This window comes from Hydrogenovibrio thermophilus, from assembly GCF_004028275.1.
GTDB classification, from domain to species: domain Bacteria; phylum Pseudomonadota; class Gammaproteobacteria; order Thiomicrospirales; family Thiomicrospiraceae; genus Hydrogenovibrio; species Hydrogenovibrio thermophilus.
The window spans coordinates 2,180,053-2,197,202 of sequence record NZ_CP035033.1 but is presented as its reverse complement, the minus strand read 5'-3'; the positions used below and the strand labels follow the sequence as shown (position 1 = coordinate 2,197,202).

The 17,150-nt window shown below is 51.0% G+C and carries 17 protein-coding genes and 1 tRNA gene; 13 read left to right on the top strand and 5 right to left on the bottom strand.

Features of this window, described 5'->3' with window-relative positions; all coding sequences use genetic code 11:
- The first annotated feature begins 35 nt into the window (after positions 1-35).
- The 13 genes from EPV75_RS10305 to EPV75_RS10245 all read left to right on the top strand — a co-directional run bounded on the left by EPV75_RS10305 (position 36) and on the right by EPV75_RS10245 (position 13,700).
- Positions 36-1,043 carry a YbgA family protein gene (locus EPV75_RS10305; RefSeq protein WP_128385329.1) on the top strand — a complete coding sequence of 336 codons (1,008 nt, stop codon included), beginning with the start codon at positions 36-38 and terminating at the stop codon, positions 1,041-1,043.
- Positions 1,044-1,238: 195 nt separating this feature from the next.
- On the top strand, positions 1,239-1,448 hold the full coding sequence (locus EPV75_RS10300) for a cold-shock protein (RefSeq protein WP_029938814.1): 210 nt from the start codon (positions 1,239-1,241) through the stop codon (positions 1,446-1,448).
- Positions 1,449-1,944: 496 nt separating this feature from the next.
- Positions 1,945-2,796, top strand: coding sequence for a formyltetrahydrofolate deformylase (gene purU, locus EPV75_RS10295; RefSeq protein ID WP_128385328.1), 852 nt, complete (start codon positions 1,945-1,947; stop codon positions 2,794-2,796).
- A gap of 9 nt (positions 2,797-2,805) precedes the next feature.
- Positions 2,806-4,047 (top strand): FAD-dependent oxidoreductase, encoded by a 1,242-nt coding sequence (locus EPV75_RS10290; RefSeq protein WP_029938812.1) that lies wholly within the window; start codon positions 2,806-2,808, stop codon positions 4,045-4,047.
- A gap of 9 nt (positions 4,048-4,056) precedes the next feature.
- Entirely contained in the window at positions 4,057-4,326 is a 270-nt protein-coding gene (locus EPV75_RS10285) for a sarcosine oxidase subunit delta (RefSeq protein WP_128385327.1), read from the top strand.
- Positions 4,316-7,201, top strand: coding sequence for a 2Fe-2S iron-sulfur cluster-binding protein (locus EPV75_RS10280; protein WP_128385326.1), 2,886 nt, complete (start codon positions 4,316-4,318; stop codon positions 7,199-7,201). The genes EPV75_RS10285 and EPV75_RS10280 overlap by 11 nt, the downstream gene beginning before the upstream one ends.
- Positions 7,198-7,686, top strand: a complete 489-nt coding sequence (locus EPV75_RS10275) for a hypothetical protein (protein WP_128385325.1) — start codon at positions 7,198-7,200, stop codon at positions 7,684-7,686. Before EPV75_RS10280 ends, EPV75_RS10275 begins: the two co-directional genes overlap by 4 nt.
- Positions 7,676-9,010 (top strand): type III glutamate--ammonia ligase, encoded by a 1,335-nt coding sequence (gene glnT / locus EPV75_RS10270; RefSeq protein ID WP_127119283.1) that lies wholly within the window; start codon positions 7,676-7,678, stop codon positions 9,008-9,010. Before EPV75_RS10275 ends, glnT begins: the two co-directional genes overlap by 11 nt.
- A gap of 12 nt (positions 9,011-9,022) precedes the next feature.
- Positions 9,023-9,922 carry a class II glutamine amidotransferase gene (locus EPV75_RS10265; protein WP_128385324.1) on the top strand — a complete coding sequence of 300 codons (900 nt, stop codon included), beginning with the start codon at positions 9,023-9,025 and terminating at the stop codon, positions 9,920-9,922.
- Positions 9,923-9,957: 35 nt separating this feature from the next.
- The gene (locus EPV75_RS10260; RefSeq protein ID WP_128385323.1) at positions 9,958-10,635 is read left to right on the top strand and encodes a GltB/FmdC/FwdC-like GXGXG domain-containing protein; all 678 of its coding nucleotides are present in this window, start codon (positions 9,958-9,960) and stop codon (positions 10,633-10,635) included.
- A 29-nt stretch (positions 10,636-10,664) separates the two neighbouring features.
- Positions 10,665-11,987 carry an FMN-binding glutamate synthase family protein gene (locus tag EPV75_RS10255; RefSeq protein ID WP_029938805.1) on the top strand — a complete coding sequence of 441 codons (1,323 nt, stop codon included), beginning with the start codon at positions 10,665-10,667 and terminating at the stop codon, positions 11,985-11,987.
- Positions 11,988-11,997: 10 nt separating this feature from the next.
- A complete protein-coding gene (gene folD, locus EPV75_RS10250) occupies positions 11,998-12,852 on the top strand; it encodes a bifunctional methylenetetrahydrofolate dehydrogenase/methenyltetrahydrofolate cyclohydrolase FolD (RefSeq protein WP_029938804.1) in 855 nt (284 codons plus the stop codon).
- Positions 12,853-13,007: 155 nt separating this feature from the next.
- Entirely contained in the window at positions 13,008-13,700 is a 693-nt protein-coding gene (locus EPV75_RS10245; RefSeq protein WP_128385322.1) for a type 1 glutamine amidotransferase, read from the top strand.
- Positions 13,701-13,766: 66 nt separating this feature from the next.
- On the opposite strand, the gene EPV75_RS10240 is transcribed toward EPV75_RS10245, so the two are convergent.
- The 5 genes from EPV75_RS10240 to EPV75_RS10220 form a co-directional block, all read right to left on the bottom strand.
- The gene (locus EPV75_RS10240) at positions 13,767-14,219 is read right to left on the bottom strand and encodes a GNAT family N-acetyltransferase (RefSeq protein WP_128385321.1); all 453 of its coding nucleotides are present in this window, start codon (positions 14,217-14,219) and stop codon (positions 13,767-13,769) included.
- Between the two features lie 122 nt (positions 14,220-14,341).
- Complete coding sequence (locus tag EPV75_RS10235) at positions 14,342-15,595, bottom strand: ammonium transporter (protein WP_128385320.1); 1,254 nt, start codon at positions 15,593-15,595, stop codon at positions 14,342-14,344.
- Positions 15,596-15,619: 24 nt separating this feature from the next.
- Entirely contained in the window at positions 15,620-15,958 is a 339-nt protein-coding gene (locus tag EPV75_RS10230; RefSeq protein WP_029938800.1) for a P-II family nitrogen regulator, read from the bottom strand.
- A gap of 223 nt (positions 15,959-16,181) precedes the next feature.
- The gene (locus EPV75_RS10225; RefSeq protein ID WP_029938799.1) at positions 16,182-16,778 is read right to left on the bottom strand and encodes a helix-turn-helix domain-containing protein; all 597 of its coding nucleotides are present in this window, start codon (positions 16,776-16,778) and stop codon (positions 16,182-16,184) included.
- A 137-nt stretch (positions 16,779-16,915) separates the two neighbouring features.
- Positions 16,916-16,992: transfer RNA gene (locus EPV75_RS10220), tRNA-Arg, on the bottom strand.
- Positions 16,993-17,150 lie beyond the last annotated feature (158 nt).

The window sequence follows — 17,150 nt, the reverse complement described above, 5'->3', positions numbered from 1 at the left end:
CTGGAATGATTTTGTCATATTGTAAGGAGCCGATTATGCCGACGTCGACGTCATTGCCCGCTTCCGGGGAACACTTTCCGAGATTGAAAATTGCCGTGTCCGACTGCTTGCGGGGAACGGAATGCCGTTATAACGGTGGTCATGCTCAGGACGACTTTATCAATCAAGCTTTGGCGAAATACGCCGATTTTTTGCCGTTCTGCCCGGAAGCGCCGGTGCTGGGAACGCCAAGAGAGACCATTCGGCTGGTGAATGTCGACGGTACGATTCGTGTGCGCGGCACGCGCACCGAGCAGGATGTGACCGAGGGCATTCAACGTTATAACGACAAAATGGTGCCGAAGCTGTTGCAGCAGGGGGTTGACGGCGCCGTGGTGAAGTCGCGTTCACCCACTTGCGGGCTGGAACGCATCAAGATTTATCGTCCGAGCGGGGAATGGTTCGGTTCGCAAGATAAAATGGGCCAGGGATTGTTTACCGCGGAATTGCAACATCAGGCACCTGAATTGGCGGTGGAGGAAGAAGGCCGTTTGCAGGATGCCTGGTTGCGGGAAAACTTTATGATGCGGGTGTTCACCACCGCGCGCTGGCGTGAGTTCATGTCGGGGCATCCGTCGGTGGCAGCCTTTCAGGCCTTTCATCGTGATCATAAATATCTGCTGTTGTCGAAGTCTGAATCGATTTATCGGGAGATGGGGCCGATTGTGGCGGAGACCACTCAGGAAAATCTGGCGGATTGTTTGAAAGCGTATGAAACCAAATTGCATGCGTTATTGGCACACCGCTCCAAGCGCGGCAGTGTGATTAATGTGCTGGACCATCTTTACGGCTACTTCAAAAAACAGCTGACCGAACAGGAAAAGACACATTATCGGGAAACGGTTGAGGAGTTCCGCAATGGTATTGTGCCGTTGATTGCGGTGATTAAGGTGTTGCAGCAGTTCTTGAGTCATTATGGTTCCGACTACCTGGAAACACAGGTGTTTTTCCACCCTTATCCGGCGGAGTTGGCTTTGCGGTCCGAAATCACTGCTTATCGTTAGAGGGGATTCAGCGGTTAAGCTGTTGTTCTGTGGCTTTTTTACGACACTTTTGACTTTTTTCGGAAATACGAAAAATTAATAAGAATTTCTATGGATTTTCCTTATAATGAAATTTCCTAAGTTTTTGACAAGTTTAAATTTTTTAAATTTCAGTCAGGGTTTGGGAGTTGTTTTATTTGTTAGAAAGGAAAAAGCATGTCAGATTTAGTTACAGGCAAAGTTAAGTGGTTCAACGATGAGAAAGGCTTCGGCTTCATCGAGCAAGAGGGCGGAAAGGATGTGTTCGTTCACTTCTCAGCCATTAACGGAACCGGCCGCAAGACATTGGCCGAAGGTCAATCGGTTACCATGGAAGTGACGCAAGGTCAGAAAGGGCCACAAGCAGAGAACGTTACCGCCGTATAATCTCTGTTTTACATTCTTAAGCCCTTTTATTGGTTCTCAATACGAGGGTTTTTTTGTGCCCGCATTTCAGCGTCCAGCCCGGATTCATTTTTCAAAAGCATTTTATTGTCCTTTTATAAAGAAGACGTACAGTCTGCTAAGGGCCTTTCTATAAAGCGCCACCCTTTTATATCCACTTTCTTATACATTTATATAACTGTCTATATAACGAGACTGTCGATATTTTGATCGTCAAACGGTCGGTATACCTTTTTGGGTGTTTCATTTTCGTTTTAACCGATCTTATATAAGCCATCATCATTTGGTTTTTTAGACGCTTTTTCTTTCAAGTCCTGTCTAACCGGGCTGTCTCGCTATTCATTTCCTTCTCCTTAATCTTGGGTTCAGTCCGGCATTTCGTTACGTTAAAAATATTTTCATAAAATGAACAAAAAGTTCTTGAAATGAAAATGAAGAAGTCTTAATATATGAATCAAAGTTTCTCGAGGGGAAAATAATGCAGCAAAATTCATATGTTTTAACCATCTCATGCCCGGATCGTGTGGGAATCGTCGCCAAAGTGTCGACTTTTTTGGCGGAAAACGATTGCATGATCGCCGAGGCGAATCATCACGCGGATAGACACACCGGTCAGTTTTTTATGCGTAACGAAATCACCGACATCCAAATGGATGAAACGGCGTTTCGCGAAGCCTTTTCCAAAATCGCCGACGAATTCGACATGAAGTGGCAGTTGACGGCCTCAAGCCTTAAAAAACGAGTGTTGATTATGGTGAGTAAGCAGGATCACTGTCTGGCGGATTTGTTGTATCGCTGGAGCAGTGGCGAAATCGACTGCGAGATTCCGTGCGTGATTTCCAACCATTTGGATATGAAAGGCTTGGTCGAATGGTACGGCATTCCGTATCTGCATATTCCGGTAACGCCTGAGAATAAGCCGCAGGTGTTTGACGAGGTCGTTAACTGGGTGGATCACTATCAAGCGGATACCATCGTGTTGGCGCGTTACATGCAAATCATTCCGCCGGCGTTATGCCAAAAATACCCAGGCCAGATTATCAATATCCACCACAGTTTCCTGCCGTCGTTTATCGGGGCCAAGCCTTATCATCAAGCGTACGAGCGCGGGGTGAAGCTGATTGGGGCGACTTGTCATTATGTCACCGAAGATCTGGATGCCGGACCGATTATCGAGCAGGACGTGGCGCGCGTGTCGCACAGCGAGTCCGCCGAAGAGATGGTGGTGCTCGGGAAAGATGTTGAAAAGAATGTATTGGCACGCGGCTTGAAGTACCACTTGCAAGACCGAGTGTTGGTTTACGGCAATAAAACCGTTGTGTTCGCTTAGGAGACTTGAATGCCACTCAGATTACTGAAATACGCCTGGAAAAAATCGGAAGACGAACCGCGTTTTTTCCCGGAAGAAAAGCCGCTGAAAAAGGCTTATGACGTCGTGATTATCGGCGGCGGCGGTCATGGAATGGCCTGTGCTTATTACCTGGCTAAAGAACACGGTATCACCAATGTGGCGGTTTTGGAGCAGGGGTATATCGGCGGCGGAAACACCGGCCGTAATACCACCATCGTACGCTCGAATTACCTGACGTCTGAAGGGGTTAAGTTCTACGACGAGAGCCTGAAATTGTTCGAGGATTTGAGCGACGATTTCGATTTGAACATCTTCTATTCGACGCGAGGCCATTTTACGTTGGCGCACACCGATAGTGCGATGCGCACCATGAGATGGCGTGCAGAGGTGAATAAACATCACGGCATCGACAGTGAAGTCGTCGATGTGGACACCATCAAAAAAGAAGTGCCTTACATGGACATGTCCTGTAACGGTCAGCATCCGGTGATGGGCGCTTTGTACCATGCACCGGGTTCGGTGGCGCGTCATGATGCGGTGGCTTGGGGGTATGCCCGAGGCGCGCAAATGCGTGGGGTGGAAATTCATCAGAAAACCCAGGTGACGGATATTAAAACCAAAGGCGGCAAGGTTGTCGGCGTGGAAACGGACAAAGGGTTTGTCGAAGCCAAGAAAGTGATTTCGATGGTGGCAGGCTCTACGCCACGCATCACCGAAATGCTGGACATTAAAACCCCGATTGAGATTTTCCCGTTGCAGGCTTGCGTGACCGAACCGGTGAAACCGTTTATGGACACGATTGTGGTATCCGGCAGTTTGCACGTTTACGTCAGTCAGTCGTCGCGTGGTGAGTTGGTCATGGGGGCGTCGGTGGATCCGGCGGAATTGCATTCAACTCGGTCGACGCTGGATTTTGTGGAAGGTTTGACCGACCAGATGATGGATTTGTTCCCGTTCACCAGTCGCTTGAAAATCATGCGTCAGTGGGCCGGGATGAGTGATATCACTCCGGATTTCGCACCGATTATGGGTAAAACCGATGTGGAAGGGTTTTATCTGGATGCCGGTTGGGGCACCTGGGGCTTTAAAGCGACACCGGTCAGCGGAAAAACCATGGCGCATACCGTGGCCACCGATTCGACACACGAATTGATCAAGCCGTTCAGTCTGGATCGCTACGCCAAGTTTGAGTTGGTGGGTGAGAAAGGCGCGGCGTCGGTCGGTCACTAAGGAGACAGTATGAAATTTGTTACGTGTCCAAGTTTGGGAAGAAGAGCGTTGAGCGAGTTCACCTACGGTGGGCGGCTGGAGCGCGAACCGGATCAGGAAACGGTGTCAGAAAAAGAATGGGCGGATTATGTTTTCTACCATAACGGCGCGCCGCAAACCCAGACCGAATGGTGGTATCACCGTCCGACGGGAATCTGGTTTTTATTTGAACGAAATACGTTGACCGATCGAATCACTCAGGTCGAGTTTGCGAATAAAGGAATTGCACATGAAGCTTAGACTCGCGCCACAGCCATTGGAATGGATTGATCGCAAAGCGGCGGTGACCTTCGAATTCGAAGGGCAGCCGGTCAAGGGTTTCAAAGGTGATGTCATCACTAGCGCTTTGTGGGCCGAAGGCACCAAAGTGCTGGGCCGCAGCTTTAAATATCACCGTCGTCGCGGTGTGATGAGTTTGGCCAACCACGATGTGAATGCCTTGTTTCAGGCCGAGGACAGACCGAATGTCCGCGGCGATGTGGTGACGCCGGAAAACGGCATGTCACTGACCGCCGTGAATACCTTTGGCTCTCTGGCGAATGACAAGGGCGCTTTGGTGGAATTAATCGGAAAATTTCTGCCGGTCGGTTTCTACTATAAAGCCTTTTATTCACCGAAATTTCTGTTCCCGAAATGGGAGCGATTGATTCGCGAGATGGCAGGCCTGGGCAAAGTGGATACAAGTTGGACTGAAGAACGTAAGCCAAAGCGTTATCGTCATTGTGATGTCGCGGTCATCGGCGCCGGGCCTTCGGGGATGGCGGCGGCCATTCAAGCGGCCAAGCAAGGCGTGGATGTCTGTTTGATTGACGAAAATCCGCACATCGGCGGTTCGTTGGATTATCAGTTTGTGAATGAAAGTGCGCAGACATTGAACCGCCATTACTTGAAAGAAACCATCGAATCCACACCGAATATCCATGTGATTACATCCGCCTATGTGGCCGGGTATTACGGCGACCACTGGCTGTCGGTCAATACCGAAGAGGGATTGATCAAGTTGTCGGCGCAATCGGTGGTGGTCGCCACCGGCGTGTTTGAGCAACCGGCGGTGTTTCGTAACAACGATTTACCGGGGGTGATGAATGCTTCCGCCGCGCAACGTTTGATGACGCGTTATGCCGTCGCCCCTTGTGCCGAATCGGTGGTGCTGACCGCTAATGCCGAAGGCTATCGTGCGGCGCTCGACTTGCATCAGAACGGTTTGGTGGTGAAGGCGATTATCGATACCGGGCGCACCGAAGGCGAGTGGGTCGAGCAAGCCAAACAGGCCGGCATGGTGGTGTATGAAAACGCGGAAATGGTCGAAGCGCTGGGGCGCAAACACCTGGAAGGCGTGATTTTCAAAACCAACGGCATGGAAAAACGTTTGTTGTGTGACGGCTTGTTGATGAGCGTGGGCTGGGCACCGGCCGGCGCACCTTTGTATCAGGCGGGCGCTAAATTCGGTTACAACGCCACCGTGGAGCAGTTGCTGCCGGTGACCTTGCCGGAAGGTGTGTTCGCGTGCGGCCGCATCAACGGTGTTTACGACATTGAAAACCGGATTAAGGACGGCGAACAAGCCGGGCTGGCGGCGGCTTTATATATGAAAGGCCAGGCATTGCCGGAAGTTGAAGATTACCGTGCCACAGAAGCGCATTCGCATCCGTACCCGATTTGGGCGCATCCGAAAGGGAAAGAGTTTGTCGACTTCGATGAAGATATTCAGATCAAGGATTTGAAAGGGGCGATTGCGCAAGGGTTCGACAATATCGAGTTGATGAAACGTTTCTCAACCATCGGTATGGGGCCAAGCCAAGGCAAACACAGCAATATGAATGGCATCCGCATGTTGGCGAAGCTGACGGGGAAAACCATCGACCAAACCGGTTCCACGACCGCGAGACCAATGTTCCACCCAACACCGGTTTCGCACTTGGGTGGGATGCGTTTCCGTCCGGAGCGTTTGACGCCGATCCATCCGTTTCACGAAGAAGAAAACGCCTGTTTTATGGAAGCCGGTAACTGGTTGAGACCGGAATATTATCCAACCGAAATGACCCGTGAAGCCTCGATTCAGGCTGAAGTGCAAGCGGTACGAAATTACGTCGGGTTGATTGACGTTTCGACGCTGGGCAAGCTGGATGTTTTCGGACGGGATGCCGGGGAGTTGATGGACCGACTGTACACCATGCGCATGTCTAATATGGCGATTGGCGCCAGTCGTTATGCCTTGATGGTGGACGATTCCGGTGTGGTCATCGACGACGGTGTCGCGATTCGATATTCCGACGAACATTTTTATGTGACCACCACGACATCGACTTCGGATTCGGCCTACCGCTTGATTCAGAAAAAAGTCATCGAGTGGGGCTTGAAGGTCACGGTACTGAACCGCACTGGGCAGATTGGTGCCATGAACCTGGCCGGTCCGAACAGCCGCAAGATTCTGGAACAGCTTTGTGATATTGACTTATCGACGGAAGCCTTCCCGTATCTGGCGATGCGCCAAGGCAAAATGCTGGGGTTGGATGTCACCTTGATTCGGGTCGGTTTCGTGGGCGAATTGGGGTATGAAATCCATACCGATTCGCAATCGGCACTGACCATTTGGAAGGCGCTGATGAGTGCCGGTCAAGCCTATGGTATCAAGCCGTTCGGTGTGGAAGCCCAACGACTGCTTCGTTTGGAGAAAGGCCACATCATTGTCGGCCAAGATACCGATGGCTTGACCAACCCGTTCGAGGCCAATATGCCATGGGCGGTGCATTTCAAAAAACCGTATTTCCTCGGCAAACCGAGTTTGGTGAGATTGAAAGAAACCAAGATGCGTACCCTGGTTGGGTTCGAATTGTTGTCTGACAACCCGAGCGACCAGCCGCTGGAGTCGAATCTTGTGATTGAAGCCGACGAGATGATTGGGCGTGTGACCAGTATCGGTCGCAGTGCCACGCTGAAAAAGGTCATCGGTTTGGCGATGATTTCAACCGATTATTCAATGGCGAATAATGTGCTGAGCATCAAATTGACCGACGGTCGATTTGTGAAGGCAAAAGTGGTTAAAACCCCTTTCTATGATCCGGAAGGGTTAATGCAAAAACCGGACGAAACGGCAGAAGGAGACGCGGCATGAGTTTACAGATTACACCGAAGACAATGCCGACTCTAATGCATTTTCGCGGGGAAGGCCTTAATGATGTTTTGGCTTCCTTCGGGGCGTCAGGCCTGGACGTTTTTCAATATCAATCGGTGGCGAAAGACCAATTCGTCGCCAAATTGGGTGAAGAAGAACTCTATGTCTGCGTTGAACAACCGTTGGAAGCTGTATCCGAAAACAACCAATATGCATTCCAAAGAGGGGATGCGATTTTTGAACTGTCGGGCAACTGGAAAGCTTTGATGTCGGAAGTGTGTATTTACGACTTCCGTCAAAGTCAGCCGGGTGATTTCCTGATGGTCTCGATTGCGGGTGTCTCGGCCTGGCTGTTGGTTCCAGAAGCCGATGCACCGCTCATTCTTGGGTGTGATCCGACTTTTGGACACTACTTCCAGGAAACCTTGAGCCAGCAAATACAAAAATCCCCTTTTTTAAAAATGGAGTGCCAAGATGACGATTGAAGAAGCCAAAAAATTCCTTGAAGACAACCAGATTAAATACATTCTGGCCCAGTTTGTCGATATCCACGGTGTCGCCAAAACCAAGTCGGTTCCGGCCAGTTGCCTGGAGTCGATTGTGGAAGACGGTGCCGGGTTTGCCGGGTTCGCCGTCTGGGGCTTGGGCATGGAACCGCACGACGGCGATTATATGGCCAAAGCGGATTTAAGCACTTTGAGTATCGTCCCTTGGCAACCGGGGTATGCGCGTGTGGCCTGTACCGGTCACGTGCATGATAAGCCTTATGAATACGATACGCGCCACATCATGTTGAAACAAATCGAGCGTTTGAGCGAAAAAGGCTGGACCTTGAACACCGGGATCGAGCCAGAATTCAGCTTGCTGAAACGCAATGAAGACGGGCATTTGATGCCGTATGACGAAAGCGATACCTTGGACAAACCGTGTTACGACTATAAAGGCTTGTCGCGTTCCCGCGCATTTTTGGAAAAATTCGTCGATTCCCTGCAGCAGGTCGGATTCGATGTTTATCAGATTGACCACGAAGACGCCAACGGTCAGTTCGAAATCAACTACACCTATTCCGACGCGAAAACTTCGGCAGACCGCATCACCTTTGTGCGCATGGCCGGCAGCGAAATCGCCAATGAAATGGGCATGATCTGCTCTTTTATGCCGAAGCCGAATGCCAACCGCACCGGGAACGGGTTCCATTTCCACTTGTCGATTACCGATGACCAGGGAAATAACCTGTTCAAAGACGATTCCGACAAAAACAACATGGGATTGTCGGAACTGGCTTATGACTTCTTGGGCGGATTGATGCATCACGCGAAAGCGTTATGTGCGTTTGCCGCGCCGACGGTGAACTCCTATAAGCGTCTGGTCGTCGGGCGTTCTCTGTCCGGCGCGACCTGGGCGCCGGCGTTTATCAGCTACGGCGATAACAACCGTTCGGCGATGGTTCGCGTGCCTTATGGGCGTTTGGAGTTCCGTTTGCCGGATACCGGGTGCAACCCGTATCTGGTGACCGCCGCCATCATTGCCGCCGGCTTGGACGGAGTGGCGAAGAAATTGAACCCGGGCGAGCCGCAAAATATCAACCACTACGGCTTGTCGTTGGATGAAATCAAGGCAAGAGGGATTGATACCCTGCCGCAATCCTTGTCGGAAGCCTTGGACGAGTTGGAAGAAGATTCGTTGTTCGTCGAACAGTTCGGCGAGAACTTCATGAAAGAATTTATTGATATCAAACGCATGGAATGGGTTGAATACCAGCGCCATGTGTCCGATTGGGAGTTAAACCGTTATGCAGAGTATTTTTAAAGGAGAAGGCTCATGTGTGGAATTGTAGGGTTATATTTGAAAAACAGCGCACTTGAGAGTCAACTCGGCAAGCTGTTCGAGCCGATGCTGATTGCCATGACAGGGCGCGGACCGGACAGTGCCGGGTTTGCGATTTACGGGGACGAAGTGTCCGACGATATGATTAAGCTGACGCTGCAACATGAAGACGAGCATTATCCTTGGCATATGTTGGCCGAAGCGCTTGAAGAAACCTATAGCACGCCGGTTTCCGTGATGCACAACGCCAATGCGGCGGTGCTGAAAATGAAAGCCGAAGAAGCGCCGGTACGTGAAACCATCGCTGAATTCGATTCGACTATCCGCATCATGAGCGTGGGGCGTTCCATCGAGATTCTGAAAGAAGTCGGACTGCCAGAAAACATCGCTGAACGTTTCAACCTAGCGGGCATGAAAGGGTCGCATATTGTGGGTCATACCCGTATGGCGACGGAAAGCGGCGTGACGATGGAAGGTTCGCATCCGTTTTCGACCGGGATGGATTTGTGCCTGGTGCACAACGGTTCCTTGTCGAACCATAACCGCCTGCGTGAAGAGCTGGAGCACAAAGGTATCCAGTTTGAAACCGAAAACGATTCCGAAGTGGCGGCCGGTTACCTGACCTGGCGTTTGCGTGAAGGCGCCAGCGTAAAAGAAGCGTTGGAAGGGGCCATTGAAGATTTGGACGGTTTTTTCACCTTTACGGTCGGAACCAAAGACGGCTTCGCGGTGGTGCGTGACCCAATCGCGTGTAAGCCGGCGGTCATGGCGGAAACGGACGATTACGTGGCCATGGCGTCTGAGTACCATGCGTTGTCCTCCTTGCCGGGCATCGAGAACGCTAAATTGTGGGAACCCGATCCAGGAAAAGTGTATTTCTGGGGTAAAGGCTGATTGAGAAACAAGACGAATAAGAAAAAGGAATTGCCATGGAATTTGATTTGAAAACACAAACGGTCAGAGAGGTGAATCAAGCCTTGCATGATTTGCCGAAAGACAAAACCACGGAAGTGGTGGTGAACGGCATCAGTGGTGACCACAACCTGGCGGTCGGGATGGACCAGCCTGCGAAGATTACTTTGAACGGTCATGCCGGTTACTATTGCGCGGGCATGAACAAAGAAGCGGAAATCATCGTTAACGGTAACGCCGGTCAAGGCGTGGCGGAAAATATGATGTCCGGTAAGGTGCACGTCAAAGGCAATGCCAGCCAGTCGGCCGCAGCCACGGCACATGGCGGCCTGTTGGTGGTGGATGGCGATGCCGCCGCCCGTTGCGGTATTTCCATGAAAGGCGTCAACATCGTTGTGAAAGGCTCGGTCGGTCACATGAGTGCCTTTATGGGGCAGTCGGGTTGTTTGGTTGTCTGTGGTGACGCCGGTGAGGCGTTGGGGGATTCCTTGTACGAAGCCCATTTGTATGTCAAAGGTAAGGTCGAGTCCCTGGGCGCGGATTGCATTCAGAAAGAAATGCGTCCGGAGCACATCGAGGAACTGTCCGCATTGTTGAAAGAAGCCGGTAGTGATGAGGACCCGCATAGCTTTACCCGTTACGGTTCAGCCCGCCAGCTGTATACCTTTAAAGTCGATAACGCCTCGGCGTATTAAGGCATTAACCTAATTGCAAGGAGTCAGATATGACGATGAAACAACCTGGATTAATCGAATCCGCAACTTTTAGCCGTGACGTGATTCATGAAATTCAACGTGCGGCGGAAACGGGCATCTACGACATTCGCGGTTTCGGTGCGAAGCGTAAGGTCCCGCATTTCGATGATTTATTGTTCCTGGGCGCCAGTATGTCGCGTTATCCGTTGGAAGGCTACCGTGAGAAATGCGGTACCGACGTGACCTTGGGCACGCGTTTCGCCAAGAACCCGATTAAGTTGGATATTCCGGTGACCATTGCCGGGATGAGTTTCGGTGCCTTGTCCGCCAATGCCAAAGAAGCTCTGGGACGCGGTGCCAACATGGTGGGCACCAGTACCACCACCGGCGACGGCGGGATGACGCCGGAAGAGCGTAAAACGTCCAAAACGCTGGTTTATCAATACTTGCCGTCTCGTTACGGGATGAACCCGGATGATTTGCGTAAGGCCGACGCCATTGAAGTGGTTTTGGGGCAAGGTGCCAAGCCGGGCGGCGGCGGGATGCTGTTGGGGCAAAAAATCACCGACCGTGTCGCGCAGATGCGTAACCTGCCGAAAGGCATCGACCAACGCAGTGCCTGTCGTCACCCGGACTGGACAGGACCGGACGATTTGGCCATCAAGATTCAGGAATTGCGTGAAATCACCGATTGGCAAGTACCGATTTACATCAAAGTGGGTGCAACGCGTACTTACTATGATGTGAAGTTGGCGGTGAAAGCCGGTGCGGATGTCATCGTTGTCGATGGTATGCAAGGCGGTACGGCGGCGACGCAAGACGTCTTTATCGAGCACGTCGGGATTCCGACCATGGCGGCGATTCCACAGGCGGTTCGCGCCTTGCAGGAAATGGACATGCACCGTAAGGTTCAGTTGATTGTTTCCGGCGGGATTCGCAGTGGCGCCGATGTGGCGAAAGCCATGGCGTTGGGCGCGGACGCTGTCGCCATCGGAACGGCTGCATTGGTGGCGTTGGGCTGTAACCACCCGAAATGGGATGCCGAGTACCAAAAAATCGGTTCAGCGGCCGGTTTCTACGACGATTACCATGAAGGTAAATGCCCAGCGGGGATTTCCACGCAAGACACCGAATTGGCGGCGCGTCTGAATCCGGAAGAAGCCGGTAAGCGTTTGGCCAACTATCTGCAAGTGCTGACGATGGAAGCGCAAACGTTGGCGCGTGCCTGTGGTAAGTCCCACTTGCACAACCTGGAACCGGAAGATCTGGTGGCTTTGAATGTCGAAGCGGCGGCGATGGCCGGTGTGCCTTTGGCAGGAACAGGCTGGATTCCGGGTAAATCAAACTATTAAAGGTTGAGCCATGAGCGCAAAGATTATTGACGGTAAGGCCGTCTCAAAAGCGGTTCGCGACAAAATCAAAGATCAGGTCGATATGCGTTTGTCGCAGGGCCTGAGAGCGCCAGGCCTGGCCGTTATTCTGATTGGTGACGATCCGGCGTCGTCGGTTTACGTGAACAACAAGAAACGGGCGTGTGAGGAAGTGGGCTTCGTGTCCAAGTCCTGGCATTGGCCGTCTTCGACCACGCAAACCGAGCTATTGGATTTGATTCGTCAATTGAACGACGACAGTTCGATTGACGGGATTCTGGTTCAGTTGCCGTTACCGGAACACATCGATGCCGAAACCGTGATTGAGAACATCCATCCCGATAAGGATGTGGATGGTTTCCACCCGTATAACATCGGCCGTTTGACGGTGCGGATGCCGACCTTGCGTCCCTGTACGCCATACGGTTGCATGACGCTGTTGAACCATTACGGTTTGTCCGCCAAAGGCAAGCATGCGGTGATTGTGGGCGCGTCCAATATCGTGGGCCGCCCGATGTCGCTGGAGCTGTTGTTGGCCGGTGCGACAACCACGGTTTGTCACCGCTTCACGGCGGACTTGAAAACCCACGTCGCCATGGCCGACATCCTGGTGGTGGCGGTCGGTAAGCCGGGCTTTATTCCGGCGGATTGGTTGAAACCGGGCTGCATCGTCATCGATGTGGGTATCAACCGTTTGGAAGACGGTTCCCTGACCGGCGATGTCGATAAGGCGGCGATGGACGTGGCGGCCCATGTCACGCCAGTACCGGGTGGTGTGGGGCCGATGACCATTGCGACCCTGCTGGAAAACACCTTGATCGCTTGCGAGCGACATCAACTGTCTTAAAAATGATGGTTTCTTCATAAGTTTGTATTTTTCGTTTCGTTTGCCGTGTTAGCCATTTCATGAGTGTGGCGCACGGCTTTTTTTGTTTTAGGCGGTTAGGCTTTTTTGATTAAATGTGTCTGATAAACAGGCAATGACTTGATAGGAGATGGGGCATGAATGTGGTGGTGTTAAAGCACGCGCCGTTTGAACGGCTCGGGCAAATCGAGGTATGGTTGCAGGCGAAATCGGCCTCGGTCGAAACCGTGGTTTTGTATGAACCCAACGTGCGTTATCCTGATTTGGCATCCACGGACCTGGTGATTGCATTAGGCGGTCCGATGAGTGTGAATGACGAGGTCAATTACCCTTGGTTGGTGGCGGAGAAGCAGTATATTCGCGATGTGATTGAAGCCGATATTCCGTTATTGGGCATTTGCCTGGGTGGGCAGTTGATTGCCACGGCACTGGGTGCGAAAGTCACCGATAACCCGGAAGTGGAAATCGGTTGGCATACCGTCTCGAATGTGAGCGACGACGCGACGGTTTTCCGTTTTCCGGACGCGTTGGAGATTTTCAATTGGCACGGTGAAACCTTTGCGTTGCCGGAAGGGGCCAAGCGTCTGATTGAAAGTAAAGTCTGTCCGAATCAAGGGTTCCAGCTTGGTGAACGCATCATCGGTTTGCAATGTCATCCGGAAGTGACGCCAACGATTATTCAAGAGTGGGTTGATGAAATCGGCGAGCAGATGACGGAAGGGGACTATGTTCAGCAACCCGGCGTTATGTTGGCCGAACCGGAAGTTAAAATGCTGACGGTGCGGCCGGTATTGTTCGATTTGCTGGACTATCTGGTTCGGGACGCTTGAGGCGTTCTGTCGGAACTTCTTTAAATTTATGATACATGGCGCTCGAGATTCCTCGGGCGTTTCTTGTTACTCGGCCGGGTGAATCTTCAAAACGCCGAGATTCGTCATTTGCCAGCCGGCTTTCTCATAAAACGCAATGGCGTTGATGTTGTCTTTGTCATACACCAGTTGTGCTCTCGTGCAGCCCTGCTGTTCACACCAGTCCAGTATCGCGTTCAATAACAGTTTGCCGATCCCTTTGCCTTGATGGGTCGGGTGGACGATCAGATCTTCGATCCAGGCGGACTTGGCGCCTTCCGAAGTGGAATACACCCATTGTGCACTGCAGATACCGATGACGTGGTTATTCGATTCGGCCACCAGATAACAGCAATCCTTGTTCTCGATGATGAAACCGATGCCTTTGACTTGCTTGTCGATATCGAAATCGAAATCGGCTTCCAGCGCGAATAAGGATTTGAGTAGGACGACCATTTCGGGAATGTCCTGAAAAGAGGCTTGTCTGATCTGCGTTGACATCTATTGTAGTTACCTTTTAAAAACACTTAATAAAAAATCCCGTTTTTATTAAGGGCTTTCAAAAATGAAAAAACCGCCGTATGAGAACGGCGGTTTTTCGTTTCTTTACATCTAAGTCGGACTTAGTTTTTCTGGTTGAATTCTGGGTAAGCTTCCATACCACATTCTTCAACGTCCAAGCCTTCTTGTTCTTGTTCTTCAGTTGGGCGTAGGCCAACCGCTTTCTTGATGATGTAAAGAACAATGAACGAAGCGATGAACATCCAAGCGAATGTTGCAACCGTACCGATCAACTGACCCATGAAAGTCGCGTCGGAGTTGCTGAACAATACCGCGAAGATACCCCAGATACCGGCGGTACCGTGAACGGAGATCGCACCGACTGGATCGTCAAGCTTCATTTTGTCCATACCGATGACGGAAAGTACCACGATGATACCACCGACCATACCGATGATCAGAGCCAAACCAGGTGTTGGCGCTAGCGGTTCAGCCGTGATGGATACCAGACCGGCCAAGGCACCGTTGATCGCCATGGTCAAGTCGGTCTTACCGAACATGAAGCGTCCCAACAATGCAGCGGCAATCATACCACCGGCAGCAGCCGCATTCGTGTTTACGAAGATCGCAGCAACGGCGTTCGCTTCGTCAACATTGGAAATCATCAGCTCAGAACCACCGTTGAACCCGAACCAGCCCATCCAAAGAATGAACATACCTAGGGTTGCCATCGGAAGGTTCGCACCTGGAATCGCACGGACTTCACCGTTAGGACCGTATTTACCAAGACGTGGTCCGACCAGGATTACAGCAGCCAAAGCGGCAGCGGCACCAGCCATGTGAACAACAACGGAACCGGCGAAGTCTTGGAAGCCTAGCTGATCCAACCAGCCGCCGCCCCATTTCCAGTAACCTTCCATAGGGTAGATGAACGCCGTCATGACAACCGCGAACACCAAGAAAGGCCAAAGCTTCATTCGCTCAGCAATCGCACCGGAAACAATCGACATCGTCGCAGCCGCGAAAACCGCCTGGAAGATGAAGTCAGACATACCTGAGTAGTAAGGTGCACCGTCTCCGCCAGCGACTACGGCGTCAACCGCATTGTCCGCGCCCAACAGGAACGAGATGTTAGGTAGGTAAGCGCTGATTGGGTCGCCAGGGTACATGAAGTTATACCCGACAATCAGGTACATAGTACAGGCAACACTGTAAAGCAGTGCGTTTTTGGTTAAGATTTCAACCGTGTTCTTGCTGCGAACCAGACCGGCTTCCAGCATGGCAAACCCGGCGGCCATCCACATGACGAGCACGGCGCTCATCAAAAAGTAAAACGTATCCAGTGCATAGGATAGTTGTAAAAAATTTCCTTCCATAAAATTACTCCATGTTCACTTCTTTTATAAAGCGTCATCTCCCGTTTCAGCGGTACGAACTCTGATGACTTCTTCGATTGGCATGACAAAAATTTTGCCATCTCCCACTTTCCCGGTTCTGGCTGTTTCGGATATGCAAGCCACGACACTGTCGAGCGCATCGTCCGAAATCGCCAATTCAATCATAATCTTGGGTACATAAGAGATTTCGTATTCTGCACCGCGATAGATTTCCTTTTGTCCTTTTTGACGACCATAACCCTTCACTTCCGTTGTGGTCAGTCCGTAGCTTCCTAAATCGGAAAGCGCGTCACGGACATCATTCAACTTGTAAGGATTAATGATCGCTTTCACTAACTTCATATGCGACCTCCCCTGAACGAGAAACTAAAAAGAACCAAATTACCTTTGATAGCAAAGGTAATTTGGTTAAGTTTTTTTAGGTATGGAACAAATACCTGCGAGGAAGAAAGGAAGTTTAGTACCAAGAATTAAATTGTATTTAATTTCAAGGTATTAGTTTTAATCTGAAAGGAATTTGAGATGAAATCGGAAAGTTGTTGCACCGGGTTGGAAACGGAGTTTTTTATTCTGGTGCACTCTGGTTGTAGTAGATGATGTTGAGAAATTTAATCGGCACTTGCAGCAATTCTTCCGGTCCGTGGGAGATTTGTGCGTTGTAGGTCAAGGAGTCGCCCGGCTTCATGTGATAGGTCTGTTTGCCATGACGATAGATCATTTCACCTTCCAACAGATACATGAACACCGAACCTTCGTGCGCAAAGGTCGGGAAGATCTCGCTTTTGTTATCCAAGGAAATCAAGAAAGGCTCGAAGGTTTTGTGAGGGCCCGAGTCGTAAGCCAGCAGGTGATAAGTGTGCCCGACTTTGGTGCCGCGACGAACCACCTCAAGCGCTTCTTCCGCTTTGACCAATTGAGCGCCGCCTTCTTCCGAATCGAATTCCTTGAAGAACGCCGAAATCGGCACGCCGAGCGCGCGTGAGATTTTCAACAACGAGTCCAGACTTGGGGACACCTGTCCGTTTTCAATTTTGCTCAACATCCCTCGGCTGACACCGGACTGTTCGGAAATTTCCGCGATGGTCAGGCCTTGTTTCTTCCGAACATTATTGATGATTTTTCCGATGTAGAGGTCGAGGGATTGGTTGTCTTTTGCGCTCATTGAATCAGTCTTTTTCTTAGAGATAATGACAATATTATACCCAATCCAATCCACTAAAAAACTAAGTAATTTTTTATAGCCCGGCTAGGGGAGAGTATGGCCGAATGCGTTATTGATGGATAAGAAAGGCTGTGTAATGGCGCGCCCGAAGGGATTCGAACCCCAGACCTTTGCCTCCGGAGGGCAACGCTCTATCCAGCTGAGCTACGGGCGCGTTATGGGAAGTGTTTTTGAAACGCGCTCATTATAAGGGTTTCGCTGGCGTATTAACAGCAGAATCCGCCGAAAAGCACAGAACCGCTGTTAAGTGCGTTGTTGTGACGCCTGGGAAAATCCAATAGGTTTCATTTGGTTGTCAATTTCGGTGGCTAT